General features: G+C 34.4%; 18 protein-coding genes. 1 reads left to right on the top strand and 17 read right to left on the bottom strand.

All coding sequences use genetic code 11. From position 1 onward, the window contains the following. Positions 1–242: 242 nt before the first annotated feature. From H9636_RS00375 to H9636_RS00430, 12 genes are all read right to left on the bottom strand, one after another. On the bottom strand, positions 243–1109 hold the full coding sequence (locus H9636_RS00375; protein WP_191705677.1) for a CAP domain-containing protein: 867 nt from the start codon (positions 1107–1109) through the stop codon (positions 243–245). 233 nt (positions 1110–1342) lie between these two features. After that, complete coding sequence (locus tag H9636_RS00380) at positions 1343–2245, bottom strand: CobW family GTP-binding protein (protein WP_191705678.1); 903 nt, start codon at positions 2243–2245, stop codon at positions 1343–1345. A 120-nt stretch (positions 2246–2365) separates the two neighbouring features. Then, positions 2366–3871, bottom strand: coding sequence for a lmo1851 family serine protease (locus H9636_RS00385; protein ID WP_191705679.1), 1506 nt, complete (start codon positions 3869–3871; stop codon positions 2366–2368). A 433-nt stretch (positions 3872–4304) separates the two neighbouring features. Further along, positions 4305–4688 (bottom strand): hypothetical protein, encoded by a 384-nt coding sequence (locus H9636_RS00390; protein ID WP_191705680.1) that lies wholly within the window; start codon positions 4686–4688, stop codon positions 4305–4307. Positions 4689–4994: 306 nt separating this feature from the next. Further along, on the bottom strand, positions 4995–6140 hold the full coding sequence (locus H9636_RS00395) for a Ger(x)C family spore germination protein (RefSeq protein WP_225229997.1): 1146 nt from the start codon (positions 6138–6140) through the stop codon (positions 4995–4997). 325 nt (positions 6141–6465) lie between these two features. After that, positions 6466–7170 carry a purine-nucleoside phosphorylase gene (gene deoD, locus H9636_RS00400; RefSeq protein WP_191705681.1) on the bottom strand — a complete coding sequence of 235 codons (705 nt, stop codon included), beginning with the start codon at positions 7168–7170 and terminating at the stop codon, positions 6466–6468. 117 nt (positions 7171–7287) lie between these two features. Then, positions 7288–7509 (bottom strand): YozE family protein, encoded by a 222-nt coding sequence (locus H9636_RS00405; RefSeq protein WP_191705682.1) that lies wholly within the window; start codon positions 7507–7509, stop codon positions 7288–7290. 174 nt (positions 7510–7683) lie between these two features. Further along, positions 7684–8115, bottom strand: coding sequence for a peptide-methionine (R)-S-oxide reductase MsrB (gene msrB, locus H9636_RS00410; RefSeq protein ID WP_191705683.1), 432 nt, complete (start codon positions 8113–8115; stop codon positions 7684–7686). After that, the gene (gene msrA / locus H9636_RS00415) at positions 8108–8641 is read right to left on the bottom strand and encodes a peptide-methionine (S)-S-oxide reductase MsrA (RefSeq protein WP_191705684.1); all 534 of its coding nucleotides are present in this window, start codon (positions 8639–8641) and stop codon (positions 8108–8110) included. The genes msrB and msrA overlap by 8 nt, the downstream gene beginning before the upstream one ends. Positions 8642–8654: 13 nt before the next feature. Next, entirely contained in the window at positions 8655–9233 is a 579-nt protein-coding gene (locus H9636_RS00420; protein WP_191705685.1) for a YpmS family protein, read from the bottom strand. A 103-nt stretch (positions 9234–9336) separates the two neighbouring features. Further along, a complete protein-coding gene (locus H9636_RS00425; protein WP_225229998.1) occupies positions 9337–10305 on the bottom strand; it encodes a GDSL-type esterase/lipase family protein in 969 nt (322 codons plus the stop codon). 45 nt (positions 10306–10350) lie between these two features. Beyond that, the gene (locus H9636_RS00430) at positions 10351–11193 is read right to left on the bottom strand and encodes a DegV family protein (RefSeq protein ID WP_191705686.1); all 843 of its coding nucleotides are present in this window, start codon (positions 11191–11193) and stop codon (positions 10351–10353) included. A 201-nt stretch (positions 11194–11394) separates the two neighbouring features. Between H9636_RS00430 and trhA the strand changes: the two genes are divergently transcribed. Continuing rightward, positions 11395–12036, top strand: coding sequence for a PAQR family membrane homeostasis protein TrhA (gene trhA, locus H9636_RS00435; protein WP_191705687.1), 642 nt, complete (start codon positions 11395–11397; stop codon positions 12034–12036). A gap of 79 nt (positions 12037–12115) precedes the next feature. Here trhA and H9636_RS00440 read toward each other — a convergent pair whose 3' ends face one another. The 5 genes from H9636_RS00440 to H9636_RS00460 form a co-directional block, all read right to left on the bottom strand. Beyond that, positions 12116–13003: a peptidylprolyl isomerase gene (locus H9636_RS00440; RefSeq protein WP_191705688.1), complete on the bottom strand. Its 888-nt coding sequence runs from the start codon at positions 13001–13003 to the stop codon at positions 12116–12118. A 105-nt stretch (positions 13004–13108) separates the two neighbouring features. Next, a complete protein-coding gene (locus H9636_RS00445; RefSeq protein WP_191705689.1) occupies positions 13109–14521 on the bottom strand; it encodes a HAMP domain-containing sensor histidine kinase in 1413 nt (470 codons plus the stop codon). Next, positions 14505–15185 (bottom strand): response regulator transcription factor, encoded by a 681-nt coding sequence (locus tag H9636_RS00450; protein WP_191705690.1) that lies wholly within the window; start codon positions 15183–15185, stop codon positions 14505–14507. Before H9636_RS00450 ends, H9636_RS00445 begins: the two co-directional genes overlap by 17 nt. 120 nt (positions 15186–15305) lie before the next feature. Then, positions 15306–15722 carry a potassium channel family protein gene (locus H9636_RS00455; RefSeq protein ID WP_191705691.1) on the bottom strand — a complete coding sequence of 139 codons (417 nt, stop codon included), beginning with the start codon at positions 15720–15722 and terminating at the stop codon, positions 15306–15308. Positions 15723–15829: 107 nt separating this feature from the next. Then, positions 15830–17344, bottom strand: coding sequence for a flotillin family protein (locus H9636_RS00460; protein ID WP_191705692.1), 1515 nt, complete (start codon positions 17342–17344; stop codon positions 15830–15832). Positions 17345–17347: the final 3 nt, after the last annotated feature.

Genomic DNA, 17347 nt, shown 5'->3' on the forward strand with positions numbered 1-17347 from the left:
AAATACACTAATTTGTATTTCATTAAAAAATATATGATTGCAAAAAAATATAAATGAAAAAACAATGGAAAACTTGCTATTGACATCCTTTTTTCAGTCAATATTGTATCATAATTTATGAATCAAACCCATTCTAATTATGAAAAGGAAGATTAAAAACCAGATTCATATAAAAAATAATGTACAAAAATAAAAAATACCGAGCAAGAACGAATTCTTGTCCCGGTATTTTAAACCAACACTTATAGTTGAATAAATTGTTGTGTCCAGTGGTTTCCATCTGCTACATAACCTACACCAATGTGTGTAAAGTTAGCATTCATAATGTTTGCACGGTGACCTTCAGAATTCATCCAAGCTTGTACAACTTCTTCTGGAGTTCTTTGACCTTGTGCAATATTTTCACCCGCTGCTTTATAAGAAATACCTGCAGCCTTCATTTGATCAAATGGGCTACCATAAGTAGGACTTGTATGGGAGAAATAATTATTTTTCGCCATATCAGCAGATTTTGCACGAGCAACTGACATTAATGGTGCATACATTTCTAAAGGTTTTAAACCTTGTTTTGCACGTTCAGCATTTGTTAACTCGATTACTTTTTCTTCAAATGCAGAAACAGAACCGTTTTCTGCAGCTGGAGCTGCTGGCTTTTGAGCTACATTATTATTTGTAGTCGGTGCTGCTGTATTGTTGTTTGTTGCAGGTTTAGCTGCAGGAGCTGTAACTTCTTTTTGTTCCTTTGTTGGTGCTGGTGTTTTTACTACTTCTTTATTAGTAGTTTCATTTTTTGATGGAACAGTTACTTTCTCCGCTTGCTTTGTATTTTGTTTTGCTTCTTCTTGTACTTTAGAAGCTAGTAATTCTTCTAATTTAATTGTAGAGATTGATAATTTATTCGCAAGGTCTTTAATGCTTGCCTCATCAGTTAAAGAACAGTTACTTAAAAATTTATTTAAAGCATTTTCGTATTGATCAGGATTTACGACTTTCACCATGCTTTGAACTGATGTATTTTGACCTTCCTCATTATTAGACGCAGCATCTGCTGTCGGAACTTGTGTTGAGATTAAACCTAGTGCACAAAATGTGATAAACCATTTTTTCATTTTGTATTCCTCCTCTCGCAACTAATCATATACGAGAAAAGTTGAAAAATATGGACCATAACTTGGTAACAGAACCAAGCAAAATACTAAACCTAATAAACTATGACTTTATTTCTCTATTTTTTAAATAAAATTTTCCTATAACCTAAGAACTTACCTGCAAAACCCTATTGACAAATTTTCAGGTTCATTTTATAATGCAATTTCTTTTCTTATATTACAACTATATTACACTATTTTTCATTTATAACTTCAATCTCTTGAATGTTTTCTCCAATCATAACAATCTTTGAAGGCATATGAATATATTCAGGTAACCATTGAACTAATCCATATGCATATTGGAATAACATCGGATTTTTTATCCCTTCAATAGGAACATACCCTTTTATGCGATATACGGTAGAAGGCAATGAACGTACCCACTCTTCAAATTGTTCCTGCGTATAACTTGACTTCAATTCTACTAACCGTGAACTTAAATGTAATTGAGAGCCAATTCTAGCTAATTCAATATCCTCTTTAGGTCGGGGAGCTGTTGCCTTTAATTTTTCCAGTAAAGAAAGTGGTACATTCCCATTTGTTGTTTGTAAAATAAACGCATTTGAATTAACGTTTTGCATTTCAAATACTACTTTCCCTTGCTCAGCATCCGTTAATAAATCCATCTTATTTGCTATTAAAAGATGGGCGTGTCGAATTTGTTCTAAATATAGACTACGAACTTGCGGTGTTAACTTTTCACGTTCTAACCACAACTTACTATCTGCTACCGTCACAATGCCTTTTATGTTTAACTGCTCCGCAAAAAGAGGTGAATAAACCGCATCCAACGCTTCTACAGGATGGGCAGCCCCTGTTGTTTCAATAATCAAGACATCGAACTTTGCATCCATAAGTAAAGATTGGATTTGAGCTTCTGTTTTTTCAGCTCCAGAACAACAAATACACCCTTCTAACATTTCCTTTAAAGGGACATCTTCATCGACTGCTTGTGAATCAAAAGGTAATTTACCTAATTCATTCATTATAACTGCTGGCTTTAACCCTTTTTCCTTCAATTGCCTTAATACATCCGTTAACATGGACGTTTTTCCACTACCTAAAAATCCACTAAATAAATAAACGTCTTTCATTTTGCACTTCCTTCTATTATGGAAGAAAGAGCTGTTCCTTGCTCGACACCCGAACAAAAACAGCCCTCTCTACATCGTTTTTCAATTAACTACATGAATGAAATAATCAAATCGAAATTATTAATTACCAGCTAAAATTTCTTTCCCTTTCAACACATGCGGGTCTTCTTTATCTATTTTTTCTCGAATGGCATCCATTAAAGCATAAGTTGTTTCCCCAACAATGACGCCCGTTTGATCTAATTTTTGATCTTCTTGGAATTGTTCTACAGCTTCTTTCGTTGCTTCGTCAAACTCGTCATCAACGGTTCCAACATCATAGCCTAATGCATTTAAAATTTGTTCTGCTGAGTTAACAGATTCCGATACATTTCCAACAGTAAATTCTGTCTCAGGATTAATATAAGTAACCGTCGCATAAGCAGGGTACTCTACGACTTCATCCGGCTTAATCCCTTTTTCATTAATCCAATTACCATTTGGTGTTAACCATTTACCAGTTGTATATTTTAAATTTGAACCATCAGGTAAAGTGTTTACCGTTTGAACTGTTCCTTTACCGAAACTTGTAAGCCCAACTAGTTTCGCTCCTGCTGATTCTTGTAAAGCACCAGCTAAAATTTCAGAAGCAGATGCACTACCATTATCAATTAATACGACGACTGGCAGATTATATTTCTTTCCGCCTTCAGCTAGAATTACTTCAGGTTCTGCTTCTCCTTCACGACCTTCTAGTTGTACAATTGGCTTCCCTTCATCTATGAATAAATTCGCAATTTCAATCGCTGAATTTAAATAACCACCTGGATTTTGGCGAACATCTAAAATAATGCTCTTCATTCCATCTTTTTCATAATCCTCTAAAATGGTCGTTAATTCATCATAAGTTTGTTCACTAAAAGATGTAATTTGGATATGGGCCACTTTATCGTCTCCCATTTCTCCATACACTGTTTCAATCGGAATATCATCACGAACAACGGTAACTTCCATTAATTCGTCAGAGTCACCCCGTTGAATTGTAAGGGTAACAGGTGTACCTTTTTCTCCACGAATTAATAAAACTGCTTCTGAAGCACTCATACCTTGAATACTTTCCCCGTCTACCGTTAAAATAATATCTTCTGGTAATAGACCCGCTTTTTCAGCAGGTGAGTTTTTAATAGGTGATACGATGACAATATTGCCGTTACGTTCTTGAATCTCCGCTCCAATTCCTTGGAAACTTGATGATAGATCACTATTGAACTGTTCTGCCTCTGTTTCATCCATAAAATCGGAATATGGATCGTCCAAAGCATCAAACATTCCATTAATAGCACCCGTAATGACAGCCTTCTCATCTATATCGACATAATAATTTTGTTTTAACTCATCATAAGCATCATATAATTTTGAAAACTCTTCTCTTTCTTCTGGTACTGTCACTTCTACTACTTTCTTATCACCGAAAGTGAGTGTAAAGATTGTTATACCTGCTGTAACTATTATGGTGAAAAACATCAGCATAATAAAAGTAAACGGTTTAATACGAATAAATTTCTTTGCAGGCTTTAATTGATCTTCATGTTCAATATTCTCCGTTTGTTCTTTTTGTTCCATTTCTTGTTGATTTTGATCATCCATCTAATTCACCACTCTCATTTTTACACTTAAAAGTCGTTACTACCATCATAACAGTTTCACATCTTTACGAAAAGAAAGACTGTCAGGAGACAGCCTCACGAAATGAAATATGCAAAGCATTAGATGATTATTACACTTGAATTGCAGCCTCAAGTGCAACGACAATCATATCGTAAAAGGATATGACTTTAATTATTTATAAGATACTTTAAAAACAGTGACTTTGCAACATTTGGAAACGCAAAAACCTGATCTTATTATAGAAATCTCCAGTTAAACCCATTTCAAATTTACAATTTGGTCACTTTTTGGTCAGGAAAAATGTAACTTTATTTTTTAGCTACAAAAAATAGGCCACACATTTAATGATGAGTTTTATGTGTGATCCCTTTATTTTCAATCGTTTCACTATCTATTATTTTCGACAACTCTTTTACTTTAATGGAATTGCTGGAATTTTTTTATCTGCTTTAGGAATTGGAGTAGGATAAGGACTACCAACATCAGCCGAACTATCATAAGAAGGTGTTGTTTCATGGATATACTTTAGTGCTTCTTTATATTGTTGTCTTTGTAGCTCTTCAAATTGTTTTGGAGACATAGTTGATACACTTTTATAAAATTTTTCTTTATCTTCATCTGAAACATACATTTTTACTCCATATTCATGACTAAGCTTTTCTAAAATTTTCACGTATGGGATAATGGCCAAATCAATATCATTATTGTTGTCCTTTGTTTTTGCGTTAGGAGTAGAAGTTGAACAAAATACAGATACTAGCAAGAGGGCTAATGAAATATTCAATATTTTCTTCATGTTTTATCTCCTTTTTATTATTCATTATAAATCATTTTATAAAAAATTGATTAGGAAATTTTGGATAATATAAAAATAGACATACATAAAGTATGTCTATTTATTTTGTTAACATTTGCAGTTTAAGTAGAGCAAGTGCAATTCCATCCAAGTCTTCTCGGTAATCATAAAATGTGACTTTGTACCTTTTCCTTTAGTCTATTCAATTGTTAACTGATTTACTAAAGAAGAAAGAAAAAACCGCTTTTCGAATATGGAAAGCGGAATCCCGATTGTTCAACTATTAAAATAACCCCCTTCGATTAATTATTCGAATACACCATTTCGTATAATTTCTGTATCCACTTTTACATTAACTTTCATTTTGGGATACAAATTATGCCATTTTTCTTCCGTATTTAATTTCGATCCCCTTACATGAGCACTGAAGTGTTCGCCAAAACCAAAAATATCCGAATTCACTTCTTGACTATATTTAATAATTCTTTTAATTTCTGCTTCCATTTTTTTATTCATGGCTTTTTCAATTTTTTCTGTCGTTTCTTTATCTTCTAAAGATAAGCTGGAATGAATCTCTAGCAAACGACAATCCAATGTAATATTTAAATCAATTTCATTTTTCTCATGGTCAGTGACTTTTAATTTTCTCTTTGAGTTAATTGCATCAACAGCTATTGGTAATTCTTCTGGAGGGTTTTCGGGTGGGTTTTTAGAACTATTTACTAAATCTCCGGGTAGCACAAGTTGTAATGTCCCGTCGCGAATATTTTTCCGTAACAACATAATATAAAAAACATCAGCTGTTGGAAGTTTTCCTACCAACTTCCCTTCTTTAAACAAAGCAATACCGTTAATGTCGATATATTCCCCCTCTTTTTTTAATGTGGGTATTGCAAAATCTCGAATTGGTGAATGAACATCTCTTTCAATTTCATGTAAAGTAGAAGAAATCATTTGTTGTTGTTGAATATTATGGTCTATTAAGTTATATACATGTTGTCCGATATCAGTAATATTTTTAAAATTACTTTCTAATAATGTTTTTGATTTACCTTCTACAATACCTAAATAAACACTTGTAGCAATTTCAGGATTAATTGAAAGCGTATGTATTTCTTCCTCTATCCCTTCTTTTGCTAAGTCTTCCCCAAACAAAACGACCCTTACCTGGCCTGCCTCTACTTTTTTAGCCGCATCTAAATTAATTTTAAATCTTGCCCCTTTACTAGTTTCGGCTATTTCAGAGTGAATCTCTACTTTGTTTTCAAAGTCTGGACTAATCTGACGAACAACAGCTGTTGTAGATAATTTTTCTTCTTCCTTATCATAACCAATTAATGTTACTAAACTAATTCTCTCAAGTATTTTTGTCTCAGCACAAGCGGTAAGTATTAGGCATACAGTTGTTATGAATAAAAACCGTTTCGTATATTTCATTTTCTTTTTAAACATCATTTACTCCCCGATTTATATACATTTAACTTAGAATTACCGAAAAAAAGATTTATATACCGCTGTTTTAAGCAGATATTCTTTCGCTCCTTTTCATTGAAGTTTTTATAATGAAAATACATGATGAGAATAACAAATAAAAAAACCAGGCTCACTTAAGTGAACCTAGTCTTTGGTTTAACAATATATTATTCTTTAAAGCTTCCTGCCTTGCTTTAACCATGAGAGTATTCTAACACGATTACTTACGATTACTTTCTTTAATAAAAAAATCGTCACTTTTTCGAAATAGATGAAAAAGTGACGATTAAAAAACGTTTATATATTAGTCTTGAATTGCAGCCTCAAGTGCAACAACAATCATGTCATTGAATGTTGTTTGACGTTCTTCAGATGTTGTTACTTCACCTGTTAGAATATGATCTGAAACAGTTAAAACAGAAAGCGCTTTACGTCCAAATTTTGCAGCTAATGTATAAAGGGCAGCTGATTCCATCTCTACTGCTAATACACCATACTGTGCTAATTTTTCGTTTTGATTTTCATCTGAATAGAACATATCAGCAGTGAAGATGTTACCTACTTTTAAATTTAATCCAGCAGCAACACCAGCGTTATAAGCTTTTAGTAACAAGTCAAAGTCTGCAGTAGGAGCAAAATCAATACCGTTGAATATAATTTCATTCATTTTTGAATCGGTTGACGCAGATTGAGCGATAATTACGTCACGCACTTTAACATCCTTTTGAATCGCTCCACATGTACCAACGCGAATTAATTTTTGCACACCATATTCTTGCATTAATTCTGTTGTATAAATAGAAATAGACGGTACACCCATTCCTGTACCTTGTACAGAAATACGTTTTCCTTTATATGTACCTGTATAGCCAAACATATTACGAACTTCATTATAACAAGTTACATCTTCTAAAAAAGTTTCAGCGATATATTTCGCACGTAGCGGATCTCCAGGTAATAATATCGTATCTGCGATTTCACCTTGTTTTGCATTAATATGGACACTCATAAATTATCCCTCTTTCCAATATTCTCAAATTAAAATATACTTGCTTTTCTAACATTGTGCAATGATTTACCTTCTAATACAAATTTTTCACTAAAACAATTGAAAAATCATTGACAATTACCCGAACTTCATTTCATATAAGTCCCATAATTCATCAAAAGCTTGGGTAGTTAAATGTTCATCTGCCATTGTCTCTATATAGCTTGACAGTTCTTCAAAGGACGAGCTAGTAATTGGAAAACTATGATCTAAAAAAGCCCTTTCTGCAAATCGAGTTTTCGGATCATTCCAATCTCCCCCTCTAAAGGAAAGAACATATAAGTAAAAACTAGTTCTCACATGGACACTCCTTACTGGATACGTAAAAATAGAATAGTTTTTTAATATCCATTATATAACGAATTTATACTAAAACAAATCGTTTCTATAGATAAAAAATCGTGAGGAAAATTTCAATCCTCACGATTCATTAATCTTTTTGTGATATAAAGAAATTCGTCTTTCGTTAATACATTATTTTTCAAAAAGCTTTAAATATTCTCCATATCCTTCTTCTTCTAACTTTTCTTTCGGTACGAATCGTAGCGCTGCGGAATTAATACAGTAGCGTAAACCACCCAACTCCTGTGGACCGTCGGGAAATACATGTCCTAAATGAGAGTCAGCCGTTTTACTTCTTATTTCCACTCGTCTCATCCCGTGGGAAGTATCAAAATGCTCCGTTACTTCTTGCTCTTCAATCGGTTTCGAGAAACTCGGCCAACCACAACCGGCATCATATTTATCTTTCGAACTGAATAATGGTTTACCAGATACAATATCAACATAGATGCCTTCTTCAAAATGTTGATCATACTCATTTTGATACGGTGGCTCTGTTCCTTGTTGTTGTGTTACATAATATTGCATTTCAGTTAATTGTTTAAGTCTCTCTTCCTTATTCATGTTTATTCCCCCAATTTTGTTGAATGAATGCAGCTCTTCCTGAACCGATATGGTATCGTTCATAATGCATTGGATTTTTTTTATAGTAATATTGGTGATAATCTTCTGCAGGATAAAAAGTTTTTGCTGGTAAAATTTTCACAGCAATTGGCTTATTAAATTTACCAGACTTTTCGAGCTGTTCCTTCGACTCCTCTGCAATTCTTTTTTGCTCTTCATTATGATAAAAAATAGCCGTCGTATACGATTCACCCCGATCGTAAAATTGACCGCCAGGATCTGTCGGATCAATTAATGTCCAATAAGTTTCCACTAATTTTTTATATGGATATAATTCCGGGTTAAAAGTAATTTGGACTGCTTCTAAATGACCTGTTGTTTCCGAACAAACCTGCTCATAAGTCGGATTTTCAACATGTCCACCTGTATAGCCTGATACGACTTCCTCAATACCCGGTTGTTGATCAAAAGGTTTCACCATACACCAAAAACAACCACCTGCAAACGTAGCAATTTCTTTTTCCAAAAGACAACCCTCCCTATTCATTTGGCACAATAACTTCTAACAAAATATAGTTTTTTTCTAGATCGATTTCCTTTGCTTTAATATGCGCTCCAGATGGTAACGATAAATTCGTCAAGTCAACAAAAATTTCTTCTTCATTTGGTCGAACGACAATCCATTGAGGAAATTCGACTGCGTCATTCATTAATTTCAAAACGGTAACAGGTGGTATATTTAGTTTACCAACATTTACAGAAGTTTGCTTTAATTGAACATTACCATCTTCATTCACGATTGGTTCAAATTCCATTGAAAAGGGTACAGTAACACCAAACACTGTTAATTCACTTTTTAAAATAATCGCTTCACCTACAACAATGTCAACTGGGAGTGAAGTACTTTTCAACTCATTTTCTAAAAATTTCAATACAATTTTTTCAAAATCATCAGCTGTTGTCTCAACTAACAACACACTGTCCGCCGGTTGAACCGTAATATTTTCCCTCTCAATTTGAACATCTTCAACTGGAGAAGCCGCCCAAAATATAATGATTGTAAATAATAAAACGATTACACCTATTAAAAGAAAAAAGGCGACTTTCCATTTATTCATTATCGTACACTCCTTAACAAAAATCTGTTTCCATTTTAACTATGTATGTTATTTTTTCTAAAGTGACGTCAAAATAGAACAAGAAGTTATTTATTGAGGATATTCAATCAAATAAAATTAAACCATCTGATTGTTCTTCGATATGACAAGATTTCATCATCGACACAATACGTTCTGTCATAATTGTATATCCGTAACCATTCGGATGAAAGAAATCTGTATGATAAACTAAATTCGCATTGGAATCAAATAAATCTTCCACATCTACAAAACAAGCATTTTCATATTGATTTGAAATATCCTCAATTGTTTGATTCCATTCCGTAATAATGGACTCTAAATCCGTAATTTCATCCGTAATCATTGAAAAAGGATTATATAAGCCAATAACAACAATCGGAACATCCGGGTTTCTAAGACGTATTTCCTCCATAATTTGATCATACCGTTCACGAAATTTTACTAATTCTTTATCAAATGCTTCTTTCTTCAATTCAAATAAATCTTGCTTAACGACTTTCATAATATCGTTTCCGCCGATCGTTAATGTAATTAACTCAGAGTTCCTTAGTTCTGAGTCGTAATGACCTTTTTCCAGCAAAGCAAGTAATTGATCGCTTCTGCGTCCTCGTTTCCCTCTGTTGTCCAAAATAACTTCAGAGACATTTGTCCATTGCTCAAGTTTCTCCGCTAATCTTTTAGTATACCCATTTTTATGTTCTTCATCCCCAACTCCACGAGTTAATGAGTCCCCTAAGGCTAAATAATATATTTTCTTATCTTCCACTTGAACTTCCTCAGGTTTTGAGAAATCATCAAAAATATAATCTTCTATCGTTAGCGGAAATGTATTTTTTGAAACATTAGTGGTTTCCTCTGTTTGATCCATATTTTCGGTAAGGGATTTTAAATCATTAACTTCATTTGTCGTAACTTCCGATGCACAACCAAAAAGGAAAAAACATATGACCAATAGGATGGTTATGATTTTCAGTATGATGACTCCTTTCGCAATATTTTCGATTATTTTCATAGCTATATGGGGGGAATTTTTATAAAAAAAAGCTATCAATCACCTCATGTATAGTATATGAGCGAATGATAGCGAGTTTTCTTGTTATTCAGCAAAATAAATAAATCCAATGGCTCCTGGACCAGTATGGGTACTAATGATTGGAGACGTAAATTTCGTCTCTATTTGGTGGAACCCGGTAGATTCAATTAATTGTTTCAACGGATTACCTAATGTTGTTAAGCCGTCTGCATGGGAGATTCCAACTGCTTTAACGGTCTTTCCTTTCGTATCTTCCTCAAATTGTTTAAATAAGAAGTTGACCACTTGCTTATGGCTTCTTACTTTTGCAACAGGTGTATAAGATCCATCATCTAAAGTGGCAATCGGTTTAATGTTTAATAAAGAACCAATCATGCCTGTCCCTTTTCCGATGCGACCACCTTTAATTAAGTTTTCTAACGTATCAACGACAACAAATAATCTAGTGTTTTTTCTCACTTCATCGAGTCTTGATACAATTTCACCTACAGTTGCACCAGCATCGCGTAATCGAATCGCTTCACGTATTTGAATAGCAAGTCCAATGGCAATATATCTAGAATCAATAACCGTTACATCCGAATCGGATATTTCTGCTGCCTGTCTAGCCGAATCAACCGTTCCGCTCATAGACCCGGTCATATGAATGGAAATGATTTGATCTCCGTTTTTCCCTAATTCATCATAAAGCTCTTTAAACTTACCTGGGGCAGGTTGAGAACTTTTCGGCAATTCTTTCGCATTTTTCATTAAATCTAAAAAAGATTCAGGCTCGATGTCTTCTCCATCAACATAGGTTTTCCCTTCAATTTGAATCGTTAAAGGTACTACTTTGATGTCATGCTCTATTAATTCTTGTTTTGTTAAATCACAAGTTGAATCAGTTACAATATGAATTCGTCCCAAAATGACACATCCTTTTATAGCATAACTTCATTATAATGAGAATGAATTATGACTGTAAACATGACAAATGTAATTACATTAAGTATAAGTTAGGAGTTCCATTGAACATTTATTCATTGGTTAGAACTGAAACAATATGACAAATGATAGTGTTAACTCCCTTCCTTTTGCAGTATAGTGAACACGATAGGAGTGAGTTCAATGAATCATGTAGAAGCATTTGATTATAAAAATTGGAAAGAGGAATTGTGGAATGCCATTACCCATGGTATTGGATTGCTCATTAGTATTCCTGCTTGTGTGTTATTAATATTGATTGGTGTACAATCAGGTAATGCTGTTGCAATTACCTCGTATTCCATTTTCGGAGCATCACTCGTACTGTTGTTTTTAATGTCCACTTTATTGCATAGTATGCCCGAAAAATATAAAAGATTTTTCTCTATTTTAGATCATTCATCTATATATGTTTTAATTGCTGGTACTTATACTCCCTTTTTATTAATCGCTATCGGTGGTGTGCTAGGAATTGTTCTGCTCAGCATCGTTTGGACCATTGCAATATTTGGGATAGTCTTTAAATGTTTATTTATTCATAAATTCGAGACCTTTTCTTTAGTACTTTACATCGCGATGGGTTGGTTAATCGTATTTGCGATAAAACCGCTATATGCATTTTTACAATTCGATGGTTTTACCTTCTTATTTATCGGCGGTTTATTGTTTACGTTTGGGTCTATATTTTATGCTTGGAGAAAGCTACCTTATAACCATGCGATTTGGCATTTATTTGTTATTGCTGGCTGTGCTTGTATGGTTGTATGTGTTGCAGTCTACTTATAAATGTTGAATATATATTAAAAAATCTGCTCTTCATTTCTTGCAGTTCATTAAATTGCATCGAAATAGAGCAGATTGTTTTTTAATCTGTTAGTTTATTCACAATATCGTACTCGGACATTTTTTCAGTTACCCATGTTGAATATTGTTCATTTACCTTTGCTGCCAAAAGATCCTGGTAAACAGTATCTTTTACTTCATCAAAGACCGCTTCTTTTCCTTCGATTTTATCCGTTACTTTGATAATGTGGAAACCATATTCTGTTTCTACTGGTTCACTACTAACTTCGCCAACTTCCATTGCAAAAGCGGCTGTTTCAAAGGCTTCTGCCATTTCTCCAGTACCAAAGTATCCAAGATTTCCGCCGTCTTCATTATTTGCAGTATCGGTAGAGTATTCTTTTGCCAGTTCAGCAAAATCTCCCCCAGCATTTAGTTTGTCGATCACCTCTTGAGCTGTCGTTTCATCCTCTACTAAAATATGACTCGCCTCAACTTCAGCGGCTTTTCCATAAGTTTCTTTATTTTCTTCAAAATAAGTTTTGATTTCTTCTTCGGTAATGCCTAAATCATCTTCCATCACTTTAAATGTTAATAAATACGTTTCCATATCTTTCTTTACATCGTCAACATCCATCCCATAGGAATCGAGTAATTCTAACAATGCATCTTCACCACCATACCGGGAAGCATATTCATCATATTCCTTTTGCAGTTCCTCCTCCGATACTGAAACACCTAATTCTTTAGCTTCTAGTTCAATGATTTTATTCGTAATTAACGTATCTAACACCTCTGTTCCATATTGGGTCGTCAATGTTTCATTCAATTCGTCTTCTGTAATTTCCTCACCATTGACCGATGCAATCATGGAAGAGTTGTTGCTATTGGAACACCCAACTAACCATAAAGTTGCAACAATTGGAAGAGTCATACCCTTTAAAAATTTCTTCAAGTTATTATTTTTCATTATTTATCCTCCGTTCATACTTTTAATACATGTCCTACTATAAATGGAGAATGTGTCAACAAGATGTCAGAACATAAATGAATCAAAAATAAAAAAACGTAGCGATTATTCTTCGCTACGTTTCACTTTTTTCAATTGGAGTTCAAAACAAGTACCCATGCCATTACTTTTCTTTAATTGAAGATCTCCCCCAATTGACTGGGCCATCATTTTACTTAGGGGCAATCCTAAGCCAAGTCCTCGTACAGTATACTTTTTATTTTCCCCTCTAAAAAACCGTTCAAAAATATAAGGTTGATCTTCCTTGTTTATCCCGGTACCTGTATCTTCTATTAAAACAACAACATCATCATCCCGTTCCTTTAATGTAACTGTCATTGTCCCACCATTCACCATAGCTTGACTGGCATTCGTTAATAGATTCGATAAGATTTGTTGGATACGAACTAAATCCGCTAATACAAAGACTTCTTTTTTTAAAGAATGGTACTCGAATTTATATGTTTGATCTTGCAAAGTTGCCTTAAATTGGGTAAAGATGTCGCCTATTAATCGACTAACTTCATAATGGCTTATTGTTACCGGTACTGCATCAACGGCAAAGGAATTAAAAGCTAATAAGTCGCCTACCATCGTTTTCATCTTTACTGTCTCTACTAAGGCCATTTTAATAAATTCTTCCGCCTCTTCACCTGTTACAACCCCATCCTTTACAGCTTGCAATAACCCACTTATAGAGGTCACTGGTGTCTTCAATTCATGGGTAACCCCTGCTAATAATTCTGTTCTCGTTTTCTCCAACTGTTGCAGACGACTTGCCATATCTTTAAAAGATGATACGAGTTCATATACTTCATTTTCTTTTATAGAAGAGGATAATTGAATATGATAATTTCCCGATTGAACCTGTTTAGCAGCTTCTGCCACTTTCATAATCGGACGTGAGAGTCTACGAGATAAAAAATAAATGGCAACCCCCCCTAATATTCCAAGGGCAATAATAAATATCGCTAATTGGCCATATTGCTGCTTCACTTCAGTTAAATGTTTTTTAGATTCCAATACAATAACCCAACCGATGACTTTGTTTTCGATTTCAATTTCTTTCTTCACTACATAATATGTTTCATTCGTAGATGGAATTTTTAGTTTACTCAACTCTTCCTTTTGTAATAATGGATTAAAATCAACCTCAACTAACGGGTTAAATGGTCGATTGACAGAAATAACCGCTCCTTTTTGATCGAGGATATAAACAATTGGATCAATATCTCGAAAGTTAAAACGATCCCTTTCTTCAATGGACTTTGGTAACTCTTTTGGCGTTTCTGTATCAGTTATTCTTTTGACTGTATCTTCTGCCATAAACGACATCATTTCAAGACGGTATTCTAATGTTGTATGACGTATCCACATCGCGAAAATGAGCGATATAATGAGCAAACCAATACATAATGTTACTACATATCGACTCGTCCAATAAGTTAATAAGGACACTCGTTTATTTTTTATAGACATGGAATTGATAACCTAACCCTCTTAAAGTTTTAATTTCCCCTTGTTGTGATGGCCAATGGGCAAGGGCTTTTCTAAGCCGCTTAATGGCTAAGTCGACCGCGCGATCACTACCATCATATTCCCAACCCCATACTTGTTCAATTAACTGGTCCCGAGTAAATGTTTGATTTGGGTGTTCAGCTAAAAATAATAATACAGATAAATCCCGTGGAGTTAGTACGACCTCTAACCCATTTAAATAAACCGAATGCCCTTTAAAATCAATTTCTAATTGTCCAAATTTCACTGTATCCATCTGGACAAAGGAGGCTCTTTTTAATACTGCTTTTATCCGGGCAACTACTTCATCTGCATTAAATGGTTTTGCTATGTAATCATCTGCACCTTCTTGAAACCCTTCTAATTTATAATGGACGTCACCTAAAGCCGTTAACATAATAACCGGGCAGTTACTGTTGTGACGAATTTCTTTTAAAATCGTCCAGCCATCTTTTCCAGGGAGCATTACATCTAATAACACTAAATCAGGATTTTCATGAACAAAATAGTTCATGGCATCGAGACCTGTAAACACTTGTATTACTTCGTATCCTTCTTTCACTAAGTAGGCTTTTAACACTTTATTAATCGCCAGTTCATCCTCCACAATCATAATTTTACTCACTAGCGTCACCCTTCACTTTAGATCTCTCTCCTCATTTTCAACATATTATAACATCCCTATAAGTCAGTACGATGTCAAACAAAAAAGAAGTCCTAGTTTGTTAACTTAGGACTTCTTCCATTATTTTTTGTTAGGTAAATGTCTTGCTTTTAATTGACTCGGTACTTCTGTTTTGTCAATGTGTATGTCTTTATTTAATCGATACTTACTTTTTGGAGATTCTTTTATCATTGAACGACCTAATGTTAATAGTAAGGCAAACATTAAACCGGTACCAATAATTAAATACAGAATTGTGAACAGTTTTGTCCCACTCGTTGATGGGGCAAGATTTGTATCGACTCCAGTTGGAATTAAACTAACGACTGCAAAATAGACAGAATCAAGATAAGACCAACCTTCAAATTTTGAATAGAAAAGTGTCCCCGATAAAACAATGAAAGCAACTGTTGTTAATATACTAACGAAACGAGGTTCTTTTACCGCATGAAACAACGCTTTCATTAATCGTCCAAAACTAATAATTACTGAAATCATATGATAACTCCTTTTTTTCAAACAACTACAAAAGTATTTTTGCATTATACTATATCTTTTAATCGTTATCATACAATTTAACGGTAATGTTCATTAGGATTACATATTTACACTAAATGTTTTTCTTCTTCTGTTTCATCCAATTGTGGAATAGGATGGTCGTATGTTCTTTTCCCAGCAAAATTTTCGATTAGTTCTTTCACATCAATCCCCGAAGAAGCTTTTAATGTTTCTTGTAACGAAGACATTAAATTTGTTGCATAAGAAGTAATACGGTTTGCACCCCCACCTTCCCCGTTTCCTGTATCAACAACCGTAATTTTATCGATGTTGGATAATGGACTCGCTACTTCTTTTGCATACTCTGGCATCATACGAATAATCATATCTAGTACTGCCGCTTGACCAAATTGTTCAAAGGCTTCTGCAATTTTTCGTTTCGCTTCTGCTTCCGCTAACCCTTTTAAGCGAATGATTTCTGCTTCTGTTTCCCCTTGCGCTCTTTCCGAATCAGCTTTTGCTAATCCGTCTAAACGAATTTTTTCTGCCTCGGCTTTAGCTAGGGATTCGATTCGATACTTCTCCGCATCAGCTTGTGCCAATTCTCTCATTTTTTGGGCAGCAGCATTTTGTTCAACTGCATAACGATCTGCATCTGCTTTTTTCTTTACTTCGGAATCGTATTGTTTCTCACGACGTAAAATTTCTTTTTCTTCTAACTCAATTTGCTTTTGGCGTTCAATGATTTTAATTTGCATTTCTTGTTCCGTTACTTGTTGTTTTGCTTTTGCGGATTCCAATTCGTAAGCTTGGTCTGCATGGGCTTTTGCCACATCTTGTTCACGACGGAATTCCGCAACTTTTAATTGGTTTTCCTTTTCTGCTTCTGCAATTTCCGTCGCCCGCAACAATTCAGCCTTTTGAGCTTCTTTTTCCGCTTCTGCTTTCTTAATACGAGTCTCCTTTTCTGCCTCAGCTGTTGCAATATCTGCATCTCTTTTCACTTGGGCAATTCTCGGCTTCCCTAAAGAATCTAAGTAACCATTTTTATCTCGAACATCCTTAATCGTAAAGGAAACAATGACTAATCCCATTTTCGCTAGATCTTGCGTTGCAACCCGTTGGACTTCTTGGGAGAATTTATCCCGATTTTTATAAATTTCTTCCACCGTCATCGAACCTAAAATGGAACGGAGGTGTCCTTCTAATACTTCTTTTGCTTCATTTTCTCGATCTTGTTTACTTTTCCCTAAAAATTGTTCCGCAGCTGTGGCGATTTCGGAAATAGAGCCACCAATTTTTATAATAGCCGTTCCATCCGCCATCACAGGCACGCCTTGTTCTGTATATACTTCAGGAGTTGTTACTTCTAATTTACTAGAAAGTAAACTTAATGGTTCAGATTGTTGGAAAACAGGGAAAACGAAAGTCCCTCCACCACGAATAATTTTAATTCGGTTACCTGAGTCGTCCGTGTGGACATTTTTTGATCCTAAAAAACTCCCTGTCACAATTAATGCTTCATCTGGACCTACTGTTTTGTATTTTGTAATATAAACCGCTACAATGGCCACAATAATAAACAATGCGACCCCAATAATAATCATTGTACTAAGCATCATTCT

This window comes from Ureibacillus galli (assembly GCF_014836845.1).
Taxonomy (GTDB): domain Bacteria; phylum Bacillota; class Bacilli; order Bacillales_A; family Planococcaceae; genus Ureibacillus; species Ureibacillus galli.